Annotated in this window: 21 protein-coding genes and 1 pseudogene; 12 read left to right on the top strand and 10 right to left on the bottom strand. The window is 56.3% G+C overall.

The annotated features are described in order from the left end of the window. The first annotated feature begins 48 nt into the window (after positions 1 to 48). Both ACMGGU_RS22340 and ACMGGU_RS22345 read left to right on the top strand, forming a co-directional pair. Entirely contained in the window at positions 49 to 588 is a 540-nt protein-coding gene (locus ACMGGU_RS22340) for an isochorismatase family protein (RefSeq protein WP_196352836.1), read from the top strand. Continuing rightward, positions 588 to 1,508, top strand: a complete 921-nt coding sequence (locus ACMGGU_RS22345; protein ID WP_420300939.1) for a GlxA family transcriptional regulator — start codon at positions 588 to 590, stop codon at positions 1,506 to 1,508. Before ACMGGU_RS22340 ends, ACMGGU_RS22345 begins: the two co-directional genes overlap by 1 nt. On the opposite strand, the gene ACMGGU_RS22350 is transcribed toward ACMGGU_RS22345, so the two are convergent. Next, on the bottom strand, positions 1,501 to 2,496 hold the full coding sequence (locus tag ACMGGU_RS22350) for an acyltransferase (RefSeq protein ID WP_420300940.1): 996 nt from the start codon (positions 2,494 to 2,496) through the stop codon (positions 1,501 to 1,503). The two genes, ACMGGU_RS22345 and ACMGGU_RS22350, sit on opposite strands and share 8 nt — an antisense overlap. Positions 2,497 to 2,679: 183 nt before the next feature. Between ACMGGU_RS22350 and ACMGGU_RS22355 the strand changes: the two genes are divergently transcribed. From ACMGGU_RS22355 to ACMGGU_RS22370, 4 genes are all read left to right on the top strand, one after another. Further along, complete coding sequence (locus ACMGGU_RS22355; protein ID WP_045907868.1) at positions 2,680 to 2,985, top strand: YsaB family lipoprotein; 306 nt, start codon at positions 2,680 to 2,682, stop codon at positions 2,983 to 2,985. Positions 2,986 to 3,145: 160 nt separating this feature from the next. After that, positions 3,146 to 4,057 carry a glycine--tRNA ligase subunit alpha gene (gene glyQ / locus ACMGGU_RS22360; protein ID WP_003860141.1) on the top strand — a complete coding sequence of 304 codons (912 nt, stop codon included), beginning with the start codon at positions 3,146 to 3,148 and terminating at the stop codon, positions 4,055 to 4,057. A 9-nt stretch (positions 4,058 to 4,066) separates the two neighbouring features. Further along, complete coding sequence (gene glyS, locus ACMGGU_RS22365) at positions 4,067 to 6,136, top strand: glycine--tRNA ligase subunit beta (protein ID WP_045907867.1); 2,070 nt, start codon at positions 4,067 to 4,069, stop codon at positions 6,134 to 6,136. A gap of 228 nt (positions 6,137 to 6,364) precedes the next feature. Beyond that, entirely contained in the window at positions 6,365 to 7,984 is a 1,620-nt protein-coding gene (locus ACMGGU_RS22370; RefSeq protein ID WP_334755368.1) for an ABC-F family ATP-binding cassette domain-containing protein, read from the top strand. A gap of 39 nt (positions 7,985 to 8,023) precedes the next feature. Here ACMGGU_RS22370 and ACMGGU_RS22375 read toward each other — a convergent pair whose 3' ends face one another. Further along, positions 8,024 to 8,311 carry an HTH-type transcriptional regulator gene (locus ACMGGU_RS22375; RefSeq protein ID WP_008502755.1) on the bottom strand — a complete coding sequence of 96 codons (288 nt, stop codon included), beginning with the start codon at positions 8,309 to 8,311 and terminating at the stop codon, positions 8,024 to 8,026. Between the two features lie 331 nt (positions 8,312 to 8,642). Here ACMGGU_RS22375 and ACMGGU_RS22380 point away from each other — a divergent pair, with 331 nt between their 5' ends. After that, entirely contained in the window at positions 8,643 to 9,353 is a 711-nt protein-coding gene (locus ACMGGU_RS22380; protein WP_024909075.1) for a DUF3053 domain-containing protein, read from the top strand. A 246-nt stretch (positions 9,354 to 9,599) separates the two neighbouring features. After that, entirely contained in the window at positions 9,600 to 9,812 is a 213-nt protein-coding gene (gene cspE / locus ACMGGU_RS22385) for an RNA chaperone/antiterminator CspA (RefSeq protein WP_003860775.1), read from the top strand. A gap of 58 nt (positions 9,813 to 9,870) precedes the next feature. On the opposite strand, the gene ghrB is transcribed toward cspE, so the two are convergent. The 6 genes from ghrB to ACMGGU_RS22415 form a co-directional block, all read right to left on the bottom strand. Next, positions 9,871 to 10,845: a glyoxylate/hydroxypyruvate reductase GhrB gene (gene ghrB, locus ACMGGU_RS22390; RefSeq protein WP_069720483.1), complete on the bottom strand. Its 975-nt coding sequence runs from the start codon at positions 10,843 to 10,845 to the stop codon at positions 9,871 to 9,873. A 28-nt stretch (positions 10,846 to 10,873) separates the two neighbouring features. Next, the gene (locus tag ACMGGU_RS22395) at positions 10,874 to 12,154 is read right to left on the bottom strand and encodes an MFS transporter (protein ID WP_045907864.1); all 1,281 of its coding nucleotides are present in this window, start codon (positions 12,152 to 12,154) and stop codon (positions 10,874 to 10,876) included. A gap of 116 nt (positions 12,155 to 12,270) precedes the next feature. Beyond that, positions 12,271 to 13,209, bottom strand: a complete 939-nt coding sequence (locus tag ACMGGU_RS22400) for a sugar kinase (RefSeq protein WP_126534947.1) — start codon at positions 13,207 to 13,209, stop codon at positions 12,271 to 12,273. Between the two features lie 3 nt (positions 13,210 to 13,212). Continuing rightward, complete coding sequence (locus ACMGGU_RS22405; protein ID WP_420300941.1) at positions 13,213 to 13,962, bottom strand: sugar phosphate isomerase/epimerase family protein; 750 nt, start codon at positions 13,960 to 13,962, stop codon at positions 13,213 to 13,215. 103 nt (positions 13,963 to 14,065) lie between these two features. Beyond that, complete coding sequence (locus ACMGGU_RS22410; protein ID WP_126534945.1) at positions 14,066 to 15,082, bottom strand: LacI family DNA-binding transcriptional regulator; 1,017 nt, start codon at positions 15,080 to 15,082, stop codon at positions 14,066 to 14,068. A gap of 179 nt (positions 15,083 to 15,261) precedes the next feature. Continuing rightward, positions 15,262 to 15,924, bottom strand: coding sequence for an OmpA family lipoprotein (locus ACMGGU_RS22415; RefSeq protein WP_024909080.1), 663 nt, complete (start codon positions 15,922 to 15,924; stop codon positions 15,262 to 15,264). A gap of 211 nt (positions 15,925 to 16,135) precedes the next feature. Here ACMGGU_RS22415 and ACMGGU_RS22420 point away from each other — a divergent pair, with 211 nt between their 5' ends. Continuing rightward, positions 16,136 to 18,415: a molybdopterin guanine dinucleotide-containing S/N-oxide reductase gene (locus ACMGGU_RS22420; protein ID WP_420300989.1), complete on the top strand. Its 2,280-nt coding sequence runs from the start codon at positions 16,136 to 16,138 to the stop codon at positions 18,413 to 18,415. Here ACMGGU_RS22420 and ACMGGU_RS22425 read toward each other — a convergent pair. Next, positions 18,378 to 18,824 (bottom strand): N-acetyltransferase, encoded by a 447-nt coding sequence (locus ACMGGU_RS22425; RefSeq protein WP_063622838.1) that lies wholly within the window; start codon positions 18,822 to 18,824, stop codon positions 18,378 to 18,380. The two genes, ACMGGU_RS22420 and ACMGGU_RS22425, sit on opposite strands and share 38 nt — an antisense overlap. After that, entirely contained in the window at positions 18,802 to 19,383 is a 582-nt protein-coding gene (gene tag / locus ACMGGU_RS22430; RefSeq protein ID WP_111967681.1) for a DNA-3-methyladenine glycosylase I, read from the bottom strand. The genes ACMGGU_RS22425 and tag overlap by 23 nt, the downstream gene beginning before the upstream one ends. Before the next feature lie 153 nt (positions 19,384 to 19,536). Here tag and ACMGGU_RS22435 point away from each other — a divergent pair. From ACMGGU_RS22435 to eptB, 3 genes and pseudogenes are all read left to right on the top strand, one after another. After that, a pseudogene (locus tag ACMGGU_RS22435) lies at positions 19,537 to 20,234 on the top strand (autotransporter domain-containing protein). 238 nt (positions 20,235 to 20,472) lie between these two features. After that, positions 20,473 to 21,675 carry an MFS transporter gene (locus tag ACMGGU_RS22440; protein WP_420300942.1) on the top strand — a complete coding sequence of 401 codons (1,203 nt, stop codon included), beginning with the start codon at positions 20,473 to 20,475 and terminating at the stop codon, positions 21,673 to 21,675. A 256-nt stretch (positions 21,676 to 21,931) separates the two neighbouring features. Further along, the gene (gene eptB, locus ACMGGU_RS22445) at positions 21,932 to 23,623 is read left to right on the top strand and encodes a kdo(2)-lipid A phosphoethanolamine 7''-transferase (RefSeq protein ID WP_048226604.1); all 1,692 of its coding nucleotides are present in this window, start codon (positions 21,932 to 21,934) and stop codon (positions 23,621 to 23,623) included. Positions 23,624 to 23,661 lie beyond the last annotated feature (38 nt).

The following is a 23,661-nucleotide window of genomic DNA, read 5'->3' on the forward strand; positions in this document are numbered from 1 at the left end:
AATTTCCTTGCCAGTATGGTGTCACACCCACTGGCGAGGAGATCCACCATGTCACGCATTGCACTCATCAATATTGATACTCAGCAGTCGTTCCATCATCGCAATTACTGGCAGGAGGACGACATTCCTGCCTTTCAGCAGGCGATGCTGGGGCTGATTGAAGGCTGCCAGGCGCGCGGTATTCCGGTCGTTGATATTTTCCATGTGGATGAAGACGGCCCATTTACGCTGGAAAGCGGCTATGTCAAACCGATGGCCTTTTTGCGTCATCAGCCGGATGTGGTTTTCCAGAAACACGTCCATAATGCCTTTACGGATACCGGGCTCGATCGCTGGCTGCGTGAACGTGATATCAACCAGTTGATTATCTGCGGCATTCGCACTGAGCAATGCTGCGAAACCACCGCCCGGGTGGCATCCGATCTGGGTTATGCTGTGACCTTTGTTAGCGAGGCCACGCTGACGTTCCCCATGACGTACAGGGGCATTACCCTGAGTGCAGCGGAAATTCGCCACCGTACCGAAACGGTACTGTCCGGGCGTTTTGCCGACATTAAAACGGTAGCGGAGACGCTGGAGTCACTGTAATGCCCATCGACGTCTGGTTCGTCATGTTGCCCGGGGTGCTGTCATTAGATATGACGGGCCCGGCAGAGACCTTTGTGCTGGCTGGCGACGCGTTTCGTCTGCATTACATTGGGCCGCAACCGGACGTTCCGACGTCGATAGGCCTGACAATGAGCGGCATCCAGCCGCTACCGGAAAGGCTTCCTGAGGGGAGCCTGCTGGTATTACCCGGCGTGAGCGACTCCCGCGCTCAGTTTTCGACACCACAGGCGTTACGGATACAGCACTGGCTGATGCGCCTGCAGCCGATTATTCAGCGCCGGGATATCACGGTGATGTGCGTCTGTTCTGGCGCGCTGCTGGCGGCGAAATCGGGCCTGCTGAACAACCGGCAGTGTACAACCCACCATGACGTTATCAGTCGTTTACGCACCGCAGCCCCCACAGCGACGATTAAAGAAAACCGCATCTTTGTGCAGGATGAGAACATCTGGACCAGCGCGGGGATCACGTCTGGCATCGATCTGGCGCTGCATATGATTAACCGCCTGTGCGGTCCCGAAAAGGCGCTGGCCGTGGCGCGCGAGATGGTGGTCTGGTTCCGCCGTTCCGGTGACGATCCCCAGCTCTCTCCGTGGCTGCGCTACCGCAATCATCTTCATCCGGCGATTCATCGGGCGCAGGATGCGCTCACCGCCGAGCCACAAAAAAAGTGGAGCTTGCCTGATATCGCCGCGCTGGCGCACGTCAGCCCGCGCCATCTCACCCGGCTTTTTCAGTCACATTTAGGGATTAACGTTCGCGATTATCTGGAGCAGCTGCGTCTGGCGGTGGCGGAGCAGTGGCTATTGCAGGGGCGCGGCGTGGAGCAGGCTTCACTGGCGGCAGGGTTTTCCTCCCCGCGCCAGTATCATCGCGCCCGGCAGCGAAGCATTAGCTGACGAAGCGGCGAGTGTCGATTTTTTGCAGCAGCATCGACAGCAGCAGGCTGATCGCCAGGGTCGCGGCAAAAATCCAGACGATATCCAGCACCGGCCAGCTTTTAAGCTCAACGCCTCTTGTCCGAAGCGCGTGGATCACCAGCGCGTGAAAACCGTAAATCCCGAGAGAGTGTCGTGAAATGACGCTCAGTACAGGAAGGGGACGCGTATTCAGGGTATTTTTAACGAGCATGAACAGCGATACGGCACAGATAAAGACCATCGGCCCGCAGTACAGGTACCAGGTATCGGCAAAATTGCCGCGCCACTGCAGTTCATGCAGCGTCCCGCGTGAAATCACCGCCACGCCAGCGATAAACAGTGCCCCGCAGAGCCAGTTCAGACCACGTTTTTGCGTGTCCATCATCCCGATGGCGCGCCCCAGCATGCCGTAAAGCACGTAATAGAAGGTATCGCCGTTGATATAGAGGTTCACTGGCAGCCACTCAAATCCGTCGATTTTCTGCGAGACCGTATTTGGGTTGGCGACAATGCCAATCACCACCATCAGGGCCAGAAGCATTTTTCCGCTGACGTTTTTCACCTGAATGAGGGGGGAGACCAGATAGATCACGATAATCGCGAAGAAGAACCACAGGTGGTAGAACACCGGCTTTTGCAGCACGTATTTTAGCGATAGTCCGGCGTTTATTGAGGTGAACAGCGTGATATAGAGCAAGGCAACGGCGCTGTAGAACCCCAGGCAGGCTGCGATGCGGATGAAGTGCCTTGGCTGCGCGCTGCGCTCGCCAAAAAAGAGAAAGCCGGAAATCATAAAGAACAGCGGCACGCTGACGCGCGACGCAGAGTTGAGAATATTGGCGATATCCCAGTTAACGGGGCTGATGCTGTGCGCATTCGTGACGTACCAGGTCGTCGTGTGGATCATGACCACCATCAGACAGGCTATTCCTCGCAGGTTATCAATCCAGTTAATTTTTGACTGCATCAGTTCCTCGTATTCCCTGTAAATTGAGTGTGACTCCCATTGTCCAAATGTCTTCGTTTGGAAAATTCTGAGTTTTATTCCGCAGGCTTGTCGGGAGGCCACGAGATTCGCAGAATGCCGGACCATAATCTATAAAAGCGTTGATACTAAAAATAACAGCCACTGACCAGGGCGGTAATAAAAATGATGATGAAGCGTGTGGCGTCACTCTTTCTGCTGTTCATACTGGCGGGATGCAGTGCGCCACAGGAAGCACCTGTGCAAAAAGCGCAGCAGGGTAAAATGAGCCCGGAACGTTCACTGAATATGGAAGCGCTCTGTAAAGATCGGGCCGCTCGCCGCTATAACTCGGACGTGCAGAAAATTGACGTTACCGGTTTTGAACGTTTTCAGGGCAGCTATGAGCTGCGGGGCCATACGTCGCGTAAAGAGGGCTTTGTCTGCTCGTTTGATGCGGACGGTCAGTTTTTACACCTCTCCATGCGCTAGCCTGCTCGGATAATCAACAGCCAGACGCCGTCAGCGTTCTGGCCGGAAGGCTTATTTCCCAATTTTCCCTAAACAACCCCGTTTCGTACTGTATATCTTGCAGCCAGCGGGTATACTGGTCCCTTCCATTTAAAACCACACGTATCCAGCACGAAATACTATGCAAAAGTTTGATACCAAGACCTTCCAGGGCCTGATCCTGACCTTACAGGATTACTGGGCTCGTCAGGGCTGTACCATTGTTCAACCTTTGGACATGGAAGTCGGCGCCGGCACTTCACACCCGATGACCAGCCTGCGCGCGTTGGGGCCAGAGCCAATGGCGACCGCGTATGTGCAGCCTTCCCGTCGTCCGACCGATGGTCGTTACGGTGAAAACCCGAACCGTCTGCAGCATTACTATCAGTTCCAGGTGGTGATTAAGCCATCACCCGACAATATTCAGGAACTGTACCTCGGGTCGCTGAAAGAGCTGGGTATGGATCCAACCATCCACGACATCCGTTTCGTGGAAGATAACTGGGAAAACCCAACGCTGGGTGCCTGGGGGCTGGGTTGGGAAGTGTGGCTGAACGGCATGGAAGTGACCCAGTTCACCTACTTCCAGCAGGTGGGCGGTCTGGAATGTAAGCCGATCACCGGTGAGATCACCTACGGTCTGGAACGTCTGGCCATGTACATTCAGGGCGTAGACAGCGTTTACGACCTGGTCTGGAGCGACGGCCCGCTGGGTAAAACCACCTACGGCGACGTGTTCCATCAGAACGAAGTGGAGCAATCCACCTATAACTTCGAATACGCGGACGTGGACTTCCTGTTCACCTGCTTCGAGCAGTATGAGAAAGAAGCGCAGCAGCTGCTGGCGCTGGAGACTCCGCTGCCGCTGCCTGCCTACGAGCGTATTCTGAAGGCCGCCCACAGCTTCAACCTGCTGGACGCCCGCAAAGCCATCTCCGTGACTGAACGTCAGCGCTACATTCTGCGTATTCGTACCCTGACCAAAGCCGTTGCAGAAGCTTACTACGCGTCCCGTGAAGCCCTTGGCTTCCCGATGTGCAACCGAAACAAATAAGAGGCGGCCATGTCTGAGAAAACTTTCCTGGTGGAAATCGGCACCGAAGAGCTGCCACCAAAAGCCCTGCGCAGCCTGGCTGAATCTTTTGCTGCGAACGTGACTGCCGAGCTGGATAACGCTGGCCTGGCACACGGTAAAATTGAGTGGTTTGCCGCGCCGCGCCGTCTGGCGCTGAAAGTGGCAAATCTGGCGGCGTCCCAGCCAGATCGCGAAGTCGAAAAACGTGGTCCGGCGATTGCCCAGGCCTTTGACGCGGAAGGCAAGCCGAGCAAAGCGGCGGAAGGCTGGGCGCGCGGCTGCGGCATCACCGTCGATCAGGCCGAGCGTCTGACCACGGATAAAGGCGAGTGGCTGCTGTACCGTGCGCACGTGAAGGGCGAAAGCGCGGAAGCGCTGCTGCCGGACATGATTGCCACGTCTCTGGCGAAGCTGCCTATTCCGAAGCTGATGCGCTGGGGCGCGTCTGACGTGCACTTTGTGCGTCCGGTTCACACCGTGACCCTGCTGCTGGGCGACACCGTTATTCCGGCCACCATTCTGGGCGTGGCGTCCGATCGCGTGATCCGCGGCCACCGCTTTATGGGCGAGCCAGAGTTCACCATCGACAATGCCGACCAGTATCCGCAGATCCTGCTGGAGCGCGGCAAGGTCATTGCTGACTACGAACAGCGTAAAGCCAAAATCAAAGCGGACGCGGAAGACGCGGCGCGCAAGATTGGCGGTAAAGCCGATCTGAGCGACAGCCTGCTGGAAGAAGTGACCTCGCTGGTGGAATGGCCAGTTGTGCTGACCGCGAAGTTTGAAGAGAAATTCCTGGCCGTTCCGGCTGAAGCGCTGGTTTACACCATGAAGGGTGACCAGAAGTACTTCCCGGTCTATGCCAACGACGGCAAACTGCTGCCAAACTTCATCTTCGTGGCGAACATCGAATCGAAAGATCCGATCCAGATTATCTCTGGTAACGAGAAGGTCGTTCGTCCGCGTCTGGCGGATGCCGAGTTCTTCTTCAATACCGACCGTAAAAAGCGTCTAGAAGATCATCTTCCACGCCTGCAGACCGTGTTGTTCCAGCAGCAACTGGGTACGCTGCGCGACAAGACCGACCGTATCGCGGAGCTGTCCGGCTGGATTGCCCGTGAAATCGGTGCAGACGTTAATCACGCAACGCGTGCTGGCCTGCTGTCTAAATGCGACCTGATGACCAACATGGTGTTCGAATTTACCGACACCCAGGGCGTGATGGGTATGCATTACGCGCGTCACGATGGCGAAGCGGAAGACGTGGCCGTGGCCCTGAACGAGCAGTATCAGCCGCGCTTTGCGGGTGACGAACTGCCGTCTAACCCGGTTGCGTGCGCGGTGGCGATTGCCGATAAGATGGACACCCTGGCGGGTATCTTCGGTATCGGTCAGCATCCGAAAGGCGACAAAGACCCGTTTGCGCTGCGTCGTGCTGCGCTCGGCGTGCTGCGTATCATCGTTGAGAAGAACCTGAACCTGGATCTGCAGACCCTGACCGAAGAAGCGGTGCGTCTGTACGGCGACAAGCTGACCAACGCGAACGTGGTGGATGACGTGATCGACTTTATGCTCGGTCGTTTCCGCGCCTGGTATCAGGATGAAGGTTACACCGTCGACACCATTCAGGCGGTGCTGGCGCGTCGTCCGACCCGTCCGGCTGATTTCGATGCGCGTATGAAGGCGGTTTCCCACTTCCGTACGCTGGAAGCGGCCTCTGCTCTGGCGGCGGCCAACAAGCGTGTCTCCAACATTCTGGCGAAATCCGACGAGACGCTGAACGAGCGTGTGAACGCCGCGACGCTGAAAGAACCGGAAGAGATCGCCCTGGCGATGCAGGTTGTGGTGCTGCGCGACAAGCTCGAGCCGGTCTTCGCGGAAGGTCGCTACCAGGAAGCGCTGGTGGAGCTGGCTGAGCTGCGTGACGTTATCGACGCCTTCTTCGAGAAAGTGATGGTGAACGTAGAAGATAAAGAGCTGCGTATTAACCGTCTCTCTATGCTCGAGAAACTGCGTGAGCTGTTCCTGCGCGTGGCGGATATTTCGCTGCTGCAGTAATGTGCCCGTTGTGACGAATGCTAAAAACCCGCTTCGGCGGGTTTTTTTATAGTGTGTTGCTGAAAATTTAACCTTGAAACCGTCAACACATTACCGCTATCCTTATCGCGTTAACTTACTCGCGCTGGAGCACCCCCCAAAAATGAACAAACACGACTGATGAATTTCGATCCTTGCTAAACGCCACCGCGTCGGCAGGGGATGTTTTGATTTCATTCAGGAGTGCTTATGGCTCATTTTGCGCAGTCCCCTTCTTTTATTTTGCATCAGGTCACCTGTCAGTTTCCGACGGGCGATACCCTTTTTGGTCCGCTGAATCTCACGCTGGAACCTTCCCTGTGCGCGCTGGTTGGCCGCAACGGCAGCGGAAAAACGCGTCTGCTGCGCTTGCTGGCGGGGCTGGACGAACCGGCTACCGGTCATATCGAACGCTTTGGCTCGCATGCCTGGGTGGCGCAGCAGCACGTCATTTCTTCGCAGACGACGCTGGCTGAACTTCTCGGATATGACGCGATTTTTGCGGCGCGTAAGCGCATCGACAGCGGCGATTACCAGCCCGACGATCTGGCGTTGCTCGACGGTTACTGGGATATAGCCGAACGTCTGAGCGAAGCGTTTATCAATGCGAAGCTTCCGCCGTTTGATCCGGATAAACCTGCCGGTGAACTCAGCGGCGGCGAGCGCATTCGTGCCCTGCTGTGCGGGGCGTTTACGGCTGAAGCGGATTTCATGCTGCTGGACGAGCCTACAAACCATCTGGATCGACAAGGCCGGGCGTGGTTCTACGACCAGTTGAGTCGGTATCAGGGCGGCGTACTGGTGGCCTCCCATGACCGTGAGTTACTGGCTCAGGTACCCCGTATCCTTGAGCTGAGCGCCTCGGGTCTGCGCAGCTACGGCGGGAATTATGCGGATTATCAAACCCAGCGCGATGCCGAACAGCAGGCGGCCCGTGCGGCGCTGGAACATGCGGCAACCGAGCGCAAACGCACCCGCGCACGCATGCAAAAAGAGCATGATGACAGCCAGCGGCGGTCGGCAAAGACGTTACGCACCGTCGATACCCTGAATATCGCGTCGTTTGAGCGGGTCAAATATAAAGGCGCGGCAAAGGAACGTATCGGCTCCTGGAAAAAACAGCACAGCGAGCAAAATGAAGCGCTGAACGCTGCGGTTAACAAGGCGCGTGAGCGGGTTGAAGACGATAACCCGGTGATGTTCACTCTGCCGGGGAGTCAGGTCCCGGAGGGCAAACAGGTACTGGTGCTGGAGGATCTGGTGCTGCCGCATGTGCCTGTTCCACCGCTTACCTGGCGTATGGACGGACCGATGCGCGTGGCGTTAAAGGGACCGAACGGCTGCGGAAAATCGACGCTGTTAAAAACTATCCTCGGCGAGATGACTCCCCGTTCGGGTACCTGTAAGGTCTCCGTTAGCTGTGCTTATCTCGACCAGCATCTCTCCCGGCTCGATCTCTCGCAGTCGGTCATGACGCATCTCAATTTGAGTCATACCCCTCTGGAAGAGGGGGTATTGCGAACCCGTCTGGCGCAGCTTCAACTGGGAGCTGACAAAGTGATGCTCCCATTGGCGGCGCTCAGCGGCGGTGAGCGTCTTAAGGCTGCCCTGGCCTGCGTGCTGTGGCGCGCGGAGGCCACGCAGCTTCTGCTGCTGGATGAACCGACCAACCATCTGGATCTGGCTTCAGTCCAGGCCATTGAAGCGGCGCTGGCCGGTTTCCCTGGGGCACTGCTGGTGGTATCACACGATGAGGCGTTTTTAAGCGGCTTAACGTTAACGCATGCGCTGGTGTGGGAAGAGGCGGGTTGGCGTTGTGATAGCCTGTAAAACACAAGCCCCCGCAAAGGCGGGGGCATTCAATCTTCACTACGCTATCTGTTTGCTGAGTGCAGGGTTGGCCTGAATCAGGCGCATCAGCCTTAACTCGGTTGGGGTGGGTTTCTCACGTTTTGACTCCCACTCCTGCACCATAGCCACGCTGACACCCATCGCTCTGGCGAATTCTTCGGTTTTCAGTCCTGTCCCTTTGCGCAATTGCTCATATTCTGTAAAGGGATTGGATTTTTGTTGCAGGGTAATCGTCTGCGGTACATCTTTAAAAATGATCTGTTCCAGACTGCTCAGCAGTTCAAACTCAGGATCTTTATATTCCATTGAGGACTCCTCTTAAATCTCACATCGTGATCAAGAACATCAGAGAGCCAATTAAGAATAGTCCCTAATACCAACCCAGGATCGTCACGGGTGTGATTAATCGTGCGGTAACGATCGCTGTATCCGATTCAGCAATATGGAGAGTTATGCTAATTCCCTGATTAGTCATATGTCGGCTTCGCCAGGTATTTTTTTGTAAATGATAAGAAATAAATCGGCAATAGCCGTTTTGCATGAAAAGAGTATCTTGCAAGGCTGACCTGGACTATCCTTGTCAGCGTCGGGCACGCGTGTGCCGGTGTGCGCTTTTTTGGGTGAAAGGAGTAATAAAATGGCGACAGGAAAGTCCTGCTCTCGCTGGTTTGCGCCTATTGCGGCGTTGTTGATGGTTGTTAGCCTGAGTGGGTGTTTTGATAAAGAAGGCGATCAGCGCAAAGCGTTTATCGATTTTCTGCAGAATACAGTGATGCGCAGCGGCGAGCGGTTGCCGACGCTGACTGCGGATCAGAAAAAACAGTTTGGCCCCTTCGTGTCCGATTACGCCATTCTTTATGGTTATTCACAGCAGGTGAGCCAGGCGATGGATTCCGGTATCCGCCCGGTAGTGGATAGCGTGAACGCCATCCGCGTTCCACAGGATTACATGACGCAGCGTGAACCGCTGCGCCAGTCCAACGGTGCGCTTGGCGTGCTGAGCCAGCAGTTGCAAAATGCGAAAATGCAGGCTGACGCGTCACGTTCTGCGCTGAAGCAGGGCGACGATCTCAAACCGGTCTTCGACAAAGTGTATGAGAAAGTGGTGACCAAACCGTCTGAAGCACTGCAGCCGTTGATTCCAGCCGCGCAAATCTTCACGCAGCAGCTGGTCCAGGTGGGTGACTTTATCGCCCAGCAGAATACGCAGGTGAGCTTTGTTGCCAACGGTATTCAGTTCCCGACCTCGCAGCAGGCAAGCCAGTACAATACGCTGATTGGGCCGCTGGCCTCCCAGCATCAGGCCTTTAGCCAGGCCTGGAGTGCGGCAGTCACTGCCACAGAATAAGACGAAAAACCCCGCTTCTGGCGGGGTTTTTTTATGCATACAGAAAATAACGCTTGTCATTCCTCTACCACATCGGTATAACTGTTCCCGTCGGTTTGTTACACAGACCTAAAGCAGTTTAGTAAAGCAGTCCAGATTGTTATCCATAGATACCCTTCGTAGTGACCCTTCCTTCATCGCTTAAAAATCTGTAACGCAATCCATCAAGCCGGAAGGCACAATATATTTGTTAATAAGGTAATTTCTATGTCTGCTAAAATGACTGGTCTGGTAAAATGGTTCAACGCTGATAAAGGTTTCGGCTTCATCACTCCTGACGATGGCTCTAAAGACGTGTTCGTACACTTCTCTGCTATCCAGAACGATGGCTACAAATCTCTGGACGAAGGTCAGAAAGTGTCCTTCACCATCGAAAGCGGCGCTAAAGGCCCAGCAGCTGGTAACGTTGTAAGCCTGTAAGCTTCCAACCCAGTAGCAAAGAATTTAAAAACCCGCCTTCTGGCGGGTTTTTTCGTTTCTACCGTTGCACCTGCGGGTTCACGCAGTTTATCTCCACCTTTCCACCTAATGCGGCAATCAGATTATCAACCGCGGTGGCCGCCATATTGTAGCGCGTCTCATGGGTGGCTGAGCCGATGTGGGGCAGAGCAACCACGTTAGGCAGCGAAAGCAGTGGCGAATCTACCGGCAGCGGTTCCTGCTCAAACACGTCCAGACCTGCGGCATGGATCTCACCGTTTTGCAGGGCCTCAATCAGCGCCTTCTCATCCACCACCGGGCCACGACCCGCGTTGATGAAAATGGCGGACGTCTTCATTTTTTCAAACGCCTCTTTGCCGATCAGATGACGGGTTTCGTTCGTCAGCGGCAGAACCAGGCAGACAAAATCGGCTTCCTGCAGCAGGGTATCCAGCTCGCAGTAACGGGCGTTGAAGCGTTCTTCGGCTTCACTGTGATGGCGACGCGCGTTATACAGAATCGGCATGTTAAAACCAAAATGCGCGCGCTGCGCGAGCGCCAGCCCGATACGCCCCATACCGACAATGCCCAGCGTTTTGCCGTGAACATCCACACCGAACCAGTCCGGACCAATGCTCTTTGTCCATTCGCCCGCTTTGACGCGCTCAGCCACTTCCACCACGCGACGGGCCGTGGTGAGCATGAGCGCCATCAGCGTATCGGCCACGGTTTCCGTCAGGGCATGCGGCGTATGCATCAGCAGGATCTTGCGGGCGTTTAGGGCATCCACGTCGAAGTTGTCGTAACCCACGGAAACGGTTGAGGTAGCACGAAGCTTCGGCATTTTCTCCAGCAGGGCGACATCCACTTTTTCGCTTGAACCCAGCAGGCCCTCGGCGCTGGCGAACGCGTCGGCGTGCTGTGCCACGGTTTCCGGGCGCAGGTTCTTCACCTGCGTGACGGTGAAGTGCTCTTCAAGACGTTTCTGCAGATCTTCCGGCAGGGCTTTATACAAAATGACGGACGGCTTCATGCTAATCTCCGTTGATTTTTTTAAGGATTCAGGCGTGGCGAGCGCCGACAGGGTGTTGTTGATTATTAGCAGGCTTAACAATCAGAGTAAGCCACACCGAGGCGAAAAGCGCCACCCCCATAAAGATGTACGATGCGGACGGACTGCCGGTGGCACCGTTCAGGTAACCCACGAACCAGGAGCCGCAGAACGAACCCAGTGCACCCATACTGTTAATCAGCGCCATCGCGCCACCCGCAACGTTACGTGGCAGCATCTCGGGGATGATGGCGAAGAACGGTCCGTACGGGGCGTACATGGCGGCACCGGCAATCACCAGCAGCGTATAAGAGACCCAGAAGTGGTTTGCGCCCACGGCCCAGGAGCCAATAAAGGCGAAGGCAGCAATCAGCAGCAGCGGCCAGACAAACAGCTTGCGGTTCTGCAGCTTGTCCGACGCCCAGGAGACGATGATCATCGCGATGGTTGCCGCCAGATACGGTACGGATGACAGCCAGCCTACTTCGACCATGCCGAGGTTTTCACCGCCGCTGCGGATAATGGACGGCAGCCACAGCACAAAGCCGTACACGCCAATGCTCCAGGTAAAATACTGTGCGCAGAGCAGGATCACGTTACGCGAGCGGAAGGCTTCACCATAGTTACGTACCGCCTTCAGACCTTGCTGTTCTTTATCCAGTTGCGCCTGCAGCGCTGCTTTTTCATCTTCGGAAAGCCACTTCGCCTGGGCAGGTTTATCTTTCACCAGCACCCACCAGCAGAAGGCCCAGATAATCGCCGGCACCCCTTCAATGATAAACATCTCGCGCCAGCCGAAGGACTGGATTAGGTAGCCCGACACCACCGACATCCACAGTACCGTGACCGGGTTACCGAGGATCAGGAAGGTATTCGCGCGCGAGCGCTCAGATTTGGTAAACCAGTTGCTGATGTAGATCAGCATCGCGGGCATAACCGCCGCCTCAACGACGCCGAGGATAAAGCGAATGGCGGCCAGGGCAGGAATATTGTTCACCATGCCGGTCAGTGACGCGCAGGCGCCCCACAGGATCAGACAGATGAAGATCAGCTTACGCACGCTGCGGCGTTCCGCATAAATCGCGCCGGGGATCTGGAAGAAGAAGTAGCCCAGGAAGAAAAGGGCACCCAGCAGGGAGGAGATACCTTTGGTGATCCCGAGGTCCTCGGTGATCCCTGCTGCGGACGCGAAGCTGAAGTTGGCACGGTCAAGGTACGCCAGGCTGTACGTGATAAACACGATTGGCATGATGTACCACCAGCGTTTTACTGCATTGGTCGAACTGTTCATAGGCTTGCCTCTGTTGTTGAGGTTGTTACCGCCGTTGTCTGTAGGGTACACGGTGGCTTAATTATTTGGTGCGGCTTGCTGCCTCACCCTGGCCCTCTCCCACAGGGAGAAGGAATTTAAACGCCGAGCTGTGCTCGCGTTGGTAATCCTTCGCTGTCGCCCTGCACCTGAATGGCCAGCGAGCCAATCTTGTTGCCTCGCGCGACGGCCTGCGGCAGCGTTTTGCCTTCCAGCAGGGCGCTAATCACGCCCACGGCAAAGCCGTCGCCCGCGCCGACGGTGTCGACCACGTTCTCGACCTTCACTGCCGCGACCGCACCCTGTTCACCGTTGGCCGTTTTAAACCATGCGCCATCGGCACCGGTCTTCAGCACCACCGCTTTTACCCCTTTATTCAGGTAGAAGTCAGCAATGCCTTCCGGCGTGCTTTCGCCGGTCAGGATCATCCCTTCTTTCAGGCCTGGCAGAACCCAGTCCGCCCTGAACGCCAGACGGTTCAGTTTCTCCACCATTTCCGCTTCGCTTTTCCACAGCACCGGGCGCAAATTCGGATCGAACGAGATCGTTTTGCCCTGGGCTTTCAGGGTAGCTGCCGCATGATCCAGCAGTTCATACGAGCTGGCAGACAGCGCGGCTGCCACGCCGCTCAGATGAAGATGGCGCGCGGAGGCAAAGTAATCGGCGTGGTAATCCGCGACAGAGAGGTGGCTTGCGGCCGAGCCTTTACGGAAATACTCTACGATGGGATCGGTTCCATTTTCGACCTTGGATTTAAGCTGAAAGCCGGTAGGGAAGCGTCCGTCAAGGGTGACGCCAGCGGCATCAATCCCCTCTTTTTTCAGCGAATCGAGAACGAAATGGCCAAAGCTGTCATCCCCCACGCGGCTGACCCAGCCCACGTTCAGGCCGAGACGCGCCAGGCCGGTCGCGACGTTCAGCTCTGCGCCTGCGACGCGTTTGATAAAGTGCTCCACCGCACTCAGCTCGCCCGTTTCGGTGGCGACAAACATGGCCATGGCTTCACCAATCGTGATGACATCCAGCGTCTTGTGCATGGTTTACTCCTCGCGCAGCAGGTTGACGTAATGGCGGGTAACGGCGGTTAAATCCGACCCTTCCAGCGGGAATTCGATACCGCGCGGGGCATCGGCAGGCAGCTGGCCGAGCAGATCCAGCCAGCGTGCATCGGCGCGGTCCGGTGCGACGGCGCGGAAGTTATCTTTATGCGGCACGGCGGCTTTCACGTGGATATAGCTCACCGCAGGGGCCAGATGACGCGCGGCCTCTTCCGGTGAGTCGCCCACCCACAGCCAGTTGCCCATGTCGAAGGTCAGCGTGACGGGGAGCGCCATTTCCCGACAGGTGGCCTGGAAGCGCTGCATGGGCGCGAGCTGTCCGCAGTCGGTCTGATCGTTCTCCACGACCAGCGCCATGCCGCTGGTAATCAGCAGCGTACGCAGGGCGTCGAGCGGTTGCGTGTCGCTGAAATGGCCGAGGGAAACCTTTAGCCACAGGGCGTTCAGGGTGTTGGCTTCAGAGAGATAGTGTGGCAGGTCCGGGTTGAGGGTGCCGTCGGGCATAAACAGGGCGGCGGGTGCGGAGTAGCACGCCAGCAGGCCCAGCAGCTCAATGGATTCGCCCAGCGCAGGCAGCGCCAGCAGCTCTTCGCTGTTGAACAGTTCCCGGCGGATCTCCACGCCGTCTGCCCCCGCGCCAGCAATAACGGGAAGTATTGCCCGTTGACCGCCCGCCTGCCGCACCTGTTCCGCACCGTACGCGGCGGTGACCACCATAATTTTCCTGCCCATCTTCGGACTCCATCGCAACATATCAATACTATTACGCTAGATGGAACCGGTTCCAAAGAAAAGGTCAGGATGTTGAATTTATGATCGCTATCACAAGGGAAATTTAACGCGCGGTAGAGCCACGAACGATCAGTTCACCGGAGAAGACCTGCTCGCGAACAGCATCGCTGGTGCCTTCAATGCGACGAACCACTTGTTCAACAGCAGCATAGCCAATCTGCCAGGTGGGCTGTTTGAGGGTGGTAATGCCTACGCCAGCCAGTTCCGCCCACTCCAGTTCATCGAATCCCAGCAGACCAATGTCGCTGCCCCAGTGCAGGCCAATGCGCTTGAGCGAGCGGGCAACCTGCAGGGTCAACGCCCCGTTGGCGGAGATAACGGCTTTTCGCATCCCACGATGGCGCATGTGGAACTGACGCAGGATGTTGTCGAGCTGCGCGGCTTCGTGTAGCGGCGTTTCGGCATTTTCGGCGATCACGCCGGGATAACGCTCCAGCGTGGCGCGAAATGCGCTCAGGCGTTCACGACGGGTGTTGACCATTCCCAGCGGTTCACTCAGAAACAGAATGGCCTCGAAGCCCTGTTCAATCAGATGTTCGGTGGCGGTCGTCGCGGCCTGGGTGTTGTCCAGCCCGACCACGTCGCAGGCAAATTCCGGGATTTTACGGTCGATGAGGACCATGGGCAGGGAGGATTGCTGCAGGCGATTTAATCCTTCTTCACGCATGCCTACCGCGTTGACCACAATCCCTTCCACCTGATAGCTGCGCAGCAGGTCGAGATAATGCAGTTCCTGGTCGACTTCGTTGTTGGTATTACAGACCAGCGGCGTAAAGCCTTTCTCGCGACAGGCGGCTTCGATACCGCTGAGCACGTTCACGGAGTAGGGGTTGGTGATATCGGCGATGATCAGCCCGATAAGGCGGGTGCGGCCGCGTTTGAGCCCGCGCGCCATGAGGCTGGGACGGTAGTCGAGATCGGCAATGGCCTGTTCAATACGCGCCAGCAACGCATCGGACAGCAGGTGTTTCTCGCCGTTAAGATAGCGCGAAATGCTGGTTTTACCGGTTTTGGCGGCTTTCGCCACGTCGCTGATGGTGGCCCGGGCTGGTTTGCTCATCACTGATTTCCCTGAATTTAGTGAGAATACCTTAGCGGGAAAATCGGACGAATCAAGTAATTTGCCCGGTGGTGCTGCGCTTACCGGAGGTTGCGGTCTGATGCCCTCACCCCAACCCTCTCCCACGGGAGAGGGCGCAAACACTAAAAACGGCAACGGGGTTGCCGTTTTGCTTTTACCTACTGAATTGGGCTTAACGTAATCTCTACGCGGCGGTTCTGCGCTTTGCCTTCCGCCGTGCTGTTGCTGGCGATAGGGTTGGCAGGGCCCATGCCGCTGGTGCGGATGCGGTTTGCTTCAACGCCCTGGGTGATGAGTGAGCTGGCCACGGCATCGGCGCGCTGCTGGGACAGACGCATGTTCAGATCCTGGCTGCCGGTGCTGTCGGTGTAGCCCATCACGTTCACCGCGGTCTTATTGTACTCTTTCAGCACCATCGCCACGCCGGTCAGGGTATTCGCGCCAGCCGGTTTCAGCGTTGCGCTGCTGCTGTCGAAGGTCACGTTGTTCGGCATGTTCAGGATGATGTTATCGCCGCTGCGCGTCACGCTCACGCCGGTTCCCTTCATTTTGTCGCGCAGTTTTGCTTCCTGCACGTCCATGTAATAGCCAACGCCGCCGCCCAGCGCTGCGCCCGCTGCTGCGCCAATCAGCGCGCCTTTGCCGCGGTCTTTCTTGGAGGAGGAGAGCGCCCCAACGCCTGCGCCGACCAGCGAGCCGATACCCGCGCCAATGCCGGATTTACCCGCTTCGCGTTCACCGGTGTAAGGGTTGGTTGTGCAGCCAGAAACAGCCAGGGCACCGCTCACCAGAGCGGCAATAACGAGTACGCGTTTTTTCATCTTCTTTCCTTAATCCTTTTTATTCTTTGCCACGGCGAGCGTGGCAGTTGATTATGACGTCCAGATACGGAGAAAATTCCGGGTATAACTCTGAAATTTGTGACAAACCATAAACGGCCTCAACAAGAAGGCCGTAAACCTGCACGCAACCAGGAGCGCACGCTTGAGCACCTCAACGAAAACCATTCTGACCGCCGCCCACTGGGGGCCGATGCTGGTCGAAACCGATGGCGAAAATGTTCTGTCGTCTCGCGGAGCATTGCCAACACAACATCCCAACTCTTTACAGACCGTCGTTCGCGATCAGGTGCATAGCAAAACGCGCGTGCGCTGGCCGATGGTGCGTAAAGGTTTTCTGGCCTCGCCGGACAAGCCGCAGGGTATTCGTGGGCAGGATGAGTTTGTTCGCGTGAGCTGGGATGACGCGCTGGCGCTGATCCACACCCAGCACAAGCGCATTCGCGACAGTTACGGTCCGTCGTCGATTTTCGCCGGGTCCTACGGCTGGCGCTCTAACGGGGTGCTGCATAAGGCGTCGACGCTGCTGCAGCGCTATATGAGCCTGGCGGGAGGCTATACCGGTCATCTGGGGGATTACTCCACCGGTGCGGCGCAGGCGATCATGCCGTACGTCGTGGGCGGGAACGAAGTGTATCAGCAGCAGACCAGCTGGCCGCTGGTGCTGGCGCATACCGATGTGGTGGTGCTGTGGAGCGCTAACCCTCTTAACACGTTGAAAATTGCCTGGAATGCCAGCGACGAGCAGGGCATTGGCTATTTCGACGCGCTGCGCAAAAGCGGCAAGCGCATCATCTGCATTGACCCGATGCGCTCTGAAACCCTGGATTTCTTCGGCGACAGCGCCGAGTGGATTGCCCCGCATATGGGCACCGACGTGGCAATGATGCTGGGTATCGCCCATACGCTGGTGGAAAACGGCTGGCACGATGTCGAATTCCTGACGCGCTGTACCACCGGCTTCGATAAGTTCGCCGACTACCTGACGGGCCAGTCCGATGGCGTGGCGAAAACGGCAGAGTGGGCAGCAGAGATTTGCGGTGTTCCTGCGGATAAACTCCGCGAACTGGCGGCGTTATTTCATAAAAATGCCACGATGTTAATGTCCGGCTGGGGGATGCAGCGCCAGCAGTATGGCGAGCAGAAACACTGGATGCTGGTGACCCTTGCCGCGATGCTTGGGCAGATCGGTACGCCGGGCGGCGGTTTTGGTCTCTCCTATCATTTTGCCAATGGTGGTAACCCCACGCGTAAAGCGGCGGTGCTGGCGTCTTTGCAGGGCTCAGTGCAGGGCGGCGTGGATGCGGTGGATAAAATCCCGGTGGCGCGTATTGTTGAAGCCCTGGAAAATCCGGGCGGTTTCTATCAGCACAATGGTCTGGACCGCCACTTCCCGGATATTAAATTTGTCTGGTGGGCGGGCGGGTCAAACTTCACGCACCATCAGGATACCAATCGCCTGATCCGCGCCTGGCAGAAGCCGGAGCTGGTGGTCATTTCAGAGTGCTTCTGGACCGCTTCGGCGAAACACGCCGATATCGTCCTCCCGGCGACCACCTCGTTTGAGCGTAACGATCTCACCATGACCGGCGACTACAGCAATCAGCATATGGTCCCGATGAAGCGCGTGGTGGCCCCGCGTGATGAAGCGCGTGACGATTTTGACGTGTTTGCTGAACTGAGCGAACTGTGGGAAGCGGGCGGTCGCGCGCGTTTTACTGAAGGGAAAAGCGATCTGCAATGGCTGGAGACCTTCTACCAGATTGCCGGGCAGCGCGGCGCGGCGCAGGGCGTGACGCTTCCGCCATTTGCTGAGTTCTGGGAGGCGAACCAGATTATTGAAATGCCGGAGAGCGAACAGAACGCGCAGTTTGTTCGTTTCGCTGATTTTCGACGCGATCCGGAGAACCATCCGCTGAAAACCGAGAGCGGAAAGATTGTGATCTATAGCGAGCGTATCGCCAGCTTTGGCTATGCTGACTGCCCGCCGCATCCTACGTGGCTCGAGCCGGACGAATGGCACGGCAACGCCCGGCCGGATCAGCTGCAGGTGTTGTCTGCCCATCCTGCGCACCGTCTGCACAGTCAGCTTAACTATACCTCCCTGCGCGAGCAGTATGCGGTCGCCGGGCGAGAGCCGATCACGCTGAATACCCTCGACGCGAAAGCGCGCGGGATTGCGGACGGCGACGTGGTGCGCGTCTGGAACTCACGCGGGCAGGTGCTGGCAGGGGCGGTGGTGAGCGACGGGATTAAGCCGGGCGTGATCTGCATTCATCAGGGCGCATGGCCTGACCTTGAGCTCGCCGAAGGCGGTATCTGTAAAAACGGGGCGGTTAATGTGCTGACCAAAGATCTCCCCAGCTCGAAGCTGGGGAATGGCTGCGCAGGAAACACGGCGCTGGCCTGGGTCGAGAAATATACGGGTCCCGAGCTTACCTTAACGGCGTTTGATCCGCCTGCCAGCTCATGATCCACGTCGGGTGCTGGGTGTCATCCTGCCAGGCGCTGTCTTCAATGCGAAAGCCCTGCGCATGGTAGAAGTTCACCGCCCGGACATTTTTCTGATACACCTCCAGGGTTAAGTGCGGAAAGCGCTGTTGAACATGGTTCAGCAGCGCGCGCCCGATCCCTTTCCCGATGCATGACGGCGCCACAAACAGGGCGCCGACAAACTGAGACTGCATCACGCTGATAAATCCGTATGGCTCGCCATCCTGTTCCCAGACCCAGGTTTCAGCGGACGGCAGGTAAACATCCCGCACCATGGCCTCATTCTCTTTCCAGTAATTCGGCGCGATAAACGGATGCGCTTCTGTGGTGCTTTCAAGCCACAGGCTCAGAAGCGGCGCGGTATTTTCACTTTGCCATTTGCGGATCATGATGGCCTCCCGGATGACAGAAGCAGCCGGTAACGTGGTCGTTGACCAGGCCACAGGCCTGCATAAAGGCGTAGCAGATGGTGGAGCCGACAAACTTAAAGCCGCGTTTTTTCAGGGCCTTCGAGAGCGCATCCGAGGCTGGGGTGGAGGCCGGGATGTCCGCGAGCGTGGCGGCGTGCGTGACTTGCGGAGTGTTGTTCACAAACGTCCAGACAAAATCTGAAAATGATTCGCCGTTTTGCTCCATCGCCAGATAAGCCCGTGCGTTACCGATGATGGCCTGGATCTTACCGCGATGGCGGATGATGCCGGCATCCTGCACCAGTCGTTCCACGTCCTCATCGGTCATCGCGGCGACGGCGACGGGATCGAACTGATGGAAGGCGTTGCGGTAATTTTCGCGTTTCTTCAGTACCGTAATCCATGACAACCCCGCCTGCTGGCCCTCAAGGCAGATCATCTCAAAGAGCTTTTTACCATCCGTTTCCGGCACGCCCCATTCCCGATCGTGATAGTCGATATAAAGCTGATCCTGGCTTACCCAACCGCAACGTTCCATCCGTCATCTCCCTTATTGATACTGATTTTGCAAAAAATTCGTTCTGACCGGCTTGACGTGTTTACTATAAAGACAATAGTTAATACAGGGCTATAAGCTCTTCCTGAATAACGACAAATATCGCCGAATTCGGCTCTCTCTGGGGTCGCGTTGATGATGATAAAAAAAATCAGTGGTCGCCATGCTGTGTCTGGCCTGGTGGGAATTTCAGCCTGCCTGTTTTTTTGTAATACAGCGTCTGCCTGGCAACAGGAATATATCGTTTCAGACGCCCAAAATAATACGGCGGAACGCTATACATGGGACGCGGATCACCAACCGCGCTATGAGGATATTCTCGCTGAGCGTATTCAGTCTTCGCAAAACGCCCGGGTCTTACCCTGAATATACCGTCTGGCAGTACGGCAGAGGGGGCGATGAGCGTGGGCTGGAATTTTCCCGTTTCAGCGCGCATCACCACTGGCCCGGTGGTGGCGTGGCGTTATGACGGCACGGCTCCCATGATGATCAACGAGTTTGGGGATAGCGCGTCGACACAGTCAGTCACGGACCCGCTCTGGCATGCCAGCATCAGCACGCTGGGGTGGCGCGTGAATACCCAGTACGGCGACCTCCGACCCTGGGCGCAGATCAGCTATAACCAGCAGTTTGGTGAAAACCAGTGGAAATCGCAGTTTGGTATGCCACAAACGCCCGCCCCTGCTCAAAACGGTAGCTGGATGGATGTCACCGTAGGAACGGATATTCCCTTTAATACCCACATGGCGGCCTATGCGTCGTTGGCTCAGGGGGAGCATACCACTACCGGTGAGGAGTTTTTATACACCCTCGGCGTCAGCGCGAATTTCTAGAGTTGTTACTTTTTTAAACGTTACGATAACATCTCGAATACAACAACCACAGGGTTTACAGCGATAGCAGGTACTAACACGCTATCGCTTTATTCCCGTGCCAGGTCATTCATTCCCGATTCCAGGCATTTCATTCCGTTCCGCCTGCATTTCATGCCGTTTTACCCCAGGCATATTAAGGTTTTGTTTATCGTTGACCTCAGCGAACTTCCTTAATTTCTCTTGCAGGACAACTGCCATGAACACATCAACCTATAACCGCACGCGCTGGCTCACGCTCTTTGGTACCATCGTCACTCAGTTTGCGCTGGGGTCGGTCTATACCTGGAGCCTGTTTAACAGCGCGCTTTCCGACAAACTCGGCGCTCCGGTCAGTCAGGTCGCGTTCTCCTTTGGTTTGCTGAGTCTGGGTCTGGCGATTTCATCTTCCGTCGCGGGTAAGCTGCAGGAGCGTTTTGGCGTGAAGCGCGTGACAATGGCGTCCGGCATCCTGCTGGGGCTGGGCTTTTTCCTGACCGCGCATTCCAGCAACCTGATGATGTTGTGGCTAAGCGCTGGCGTGCTGGTGGGGCTGGCGGACGGTGCGGGGTATCTGCTGACGCTGTCAAACTGCGTGAAGTGGTTCCCGGAACGTAAAGGCTTAATCTCGGCGTTTGCCATTGGTTCTTACGGTTTGGGCAGCCTCGGGTTCAAATTTATCGACGCCCATCTGCTGGCGTCCGTCGGTCTCGAAAAAACCTTCATGATCTGGGGCGCTATCGTGCTGGTGATGATTCTGTTCGGCGCCACGCTGATGAAAGATGCGCCGCAGCAGGAAGTGAAATCTGTAAACGGCGTGGTGGAGAACGACTTCACCCTCGCGCAGTCCATACGTAAGCCACAGTACTGGATGCTGGCGGTGATGTTCCTGACGGCCTGCATGAGCGGTCTGTATGTCATCGGCGTGGCGAAAGATATCGCGCAGGGGATGGTGAAACTGGATGCAGCCACGGCGGCCAACGCGGTGACCGTGATTTCCATTGCTAACCTCTCAGGTCGTCTGGTCCTCGGTATTCTGTCTGACAAAATTGCCCGCATCCGCGTGATTACGATTGGGCAGGTGGTTTCGCTGGTCGGTATGGCGGCGCTGCTGTTCGCTCCGCTGAATGAAGTCACCTTCTTCGCGGCGATTGCCTGCGTGGCCTTTAACTTCGGCGGCACCATTACCGTCTTCCCGTCACTGGTGAGCGAGTTCTTTGGCCTGAACAATCTGGCGAAAAACTATGGGGTTATCTATCTGGGCTTCGGGATTGGCAGTATCTGCGGCTCGCTGATTGCCTCCCTGTTCGGCGGGTTCTACGTGACCTTCTGCGTGATCTTTGCCTTGCTGATTATCTCGCTGGCGCTGTCCACGACGATTCGTCAGCCGCAGCGTGAAGTCTTCAAAGAGGTGCACGCCTGAGACGTTAAATAAGGCCGGTTATCCGGCCTGTTTCTTATGTGAAAACCGAGGCTTTGCTGGCGTTGTCAAATTCCTGAAGTGTTTTTTGTAAATAACTGTACCGATCACACACTCTGCTGCCACTTTTCCCTTCCTCTGTGGTCTACTTACCACGCCTGTCGTCGTTTCACTGAACGATCCCCTGTGCGTATATGTAATCTGCCCACGTAATAATCAGCGTGGGCGGTGGTACTGTCCCTTGTTCCGGGTAGCTTGCATGAAATACATTAAATCGATGGCGCAACAAAAGCTCTGCTTTTTGCTGGCGTTGTACATCGGCCTGTTTATGAATGGCGCAGTTTTTTTTCGTCGGTTTGACGGTTATGCGCATGATTTTACCGTCTGGAAAGGAATTGCAGCGGTTGTCGAATTGGTCGCTGCGGTACTGGTCACCTTCTTTTTATTCCGTATTCTTACCCTGTTTGGCCGTCGCGTGTGGCGAGTGCTGGCAACGTTTATCGTGCTGTGCTCGGCGGGTGCCAGCTATTACATGACCTTTATGAACGTGGTGATTGGCTACGGCATTATTGCCTCGGTGATGACCACGGATATCGACCTCTCTAAAGAGGTTGTAGGGCTCCACTTTATTCTCTGGCTGGTGGCCGTCAGCGCCTTGCCGCTGCTGCTCATCTGGAGCAACCGCTGCCGCTACACGCTGGTTCACCAGATCCGCACGCCCGGAAAGCGATTCAGAAGCGTCGCCGTGGTGTTGCTGGCGGGCCTGATGGTCTGGGGGCCGATTCGCCTGCTGGAAGTGAAGCAGAAGAATGATGAACGTACCTCCGGCGTGGATCTGCCAAGCTATGGCGGTGTGGTCGCCAACTCGTATTTGCCGTCTAACTGGATCTCCGCGCTGGGGCTGTATGCGTGGGCGCAGGTGGATGAATCCTCGGATAATAAGTCGCTGATAAACCCGGCGAAGAAATTTACCTATGTTGCGCCAAAGGATATCGACGATACCTACGTCGTCTTTATTATCGGAGAGACCACGCGCTGGGATCATATGGGCATTCTCGGCTATAACCGAGATACCACGCCGAAACTGGCGCAGGAAAAGAACCTGATTGCCTATCGTGGCTATTCCTGTGATACCGCCACCAAGCTCTCCCTGCGCTGCATGTTTGTGCGCGAAGGCGGGGCGAGTGACAACCCGCAGCGTACGCTAAAAGAGCAAAACGTCTTCTCGGTGCTGCATCAGCTTGGATTTACGTCTGACCTCTATGCGATGCAGAGTGAGATGTGGTTCTACAGCAACACCATGGCGCAAAACATTTCCTACCGCGAGCAGATTGGCGCAGAGGCGCGCAACCGTGGAAAACCTGTCGATGACATGCTGCTGATAGATGAGATGAAACTCTCCCTCAACGGTAAGCCTGATGGCAAGCACATGATCATCCTGCATACCAAAGGGTCGCACTTTAATTACACCCAACGCTATCCGCGTAGCTTTGCCAAATGGACGCCGGAATGTGTCGGGGTGGATAAAGACTGCACCAAGGCTCAGCTGATTAACTCCTACGACAACTCCGTGATGTATGTGGATCACTTTATTGATACGGTGATTGACCAGGTTCGTGATAAGAAAGCGATCGTCTTCTATGCGGCAGACCACGGTGAATCCATCAATGAATACGAGCATCTCCACGGTACGCCACGCAAGATGGCGCCGCCGGAGCAGTTCCGCGTGCCAATGATGGTGTGGATGTCCGACAAGTATCTGGAAGACCCGCAGAAAGCGAAGATGTTTGCTCAGCTGAAGAAAGAGGCGGAGATGAAGGTGCCGCGTCGTCACGTTGAGCTGTATGACACCATCATGGGTTGTCTCGGCTATACCTCACCGGATGGTGGAATTAACGAAAACAACAACTGGTGTAAACTCCCCGATAACAGCGCAAAAGCCGCGCAGTAGCTGCTCTGGCGAGAATATCGCCAGTTGAATGGCTTTTT

The organism is Enterobacter sp. BNK-8 (assembly GCF_048685095.1).
Taxonomy (GTDB): Bacteria; Pseudomonadota; Gammaproteobacteria; order Enterobacterales; family Enterobacteriaceae; genus Enterobacter; species Enterobacter quasiroggenkampii.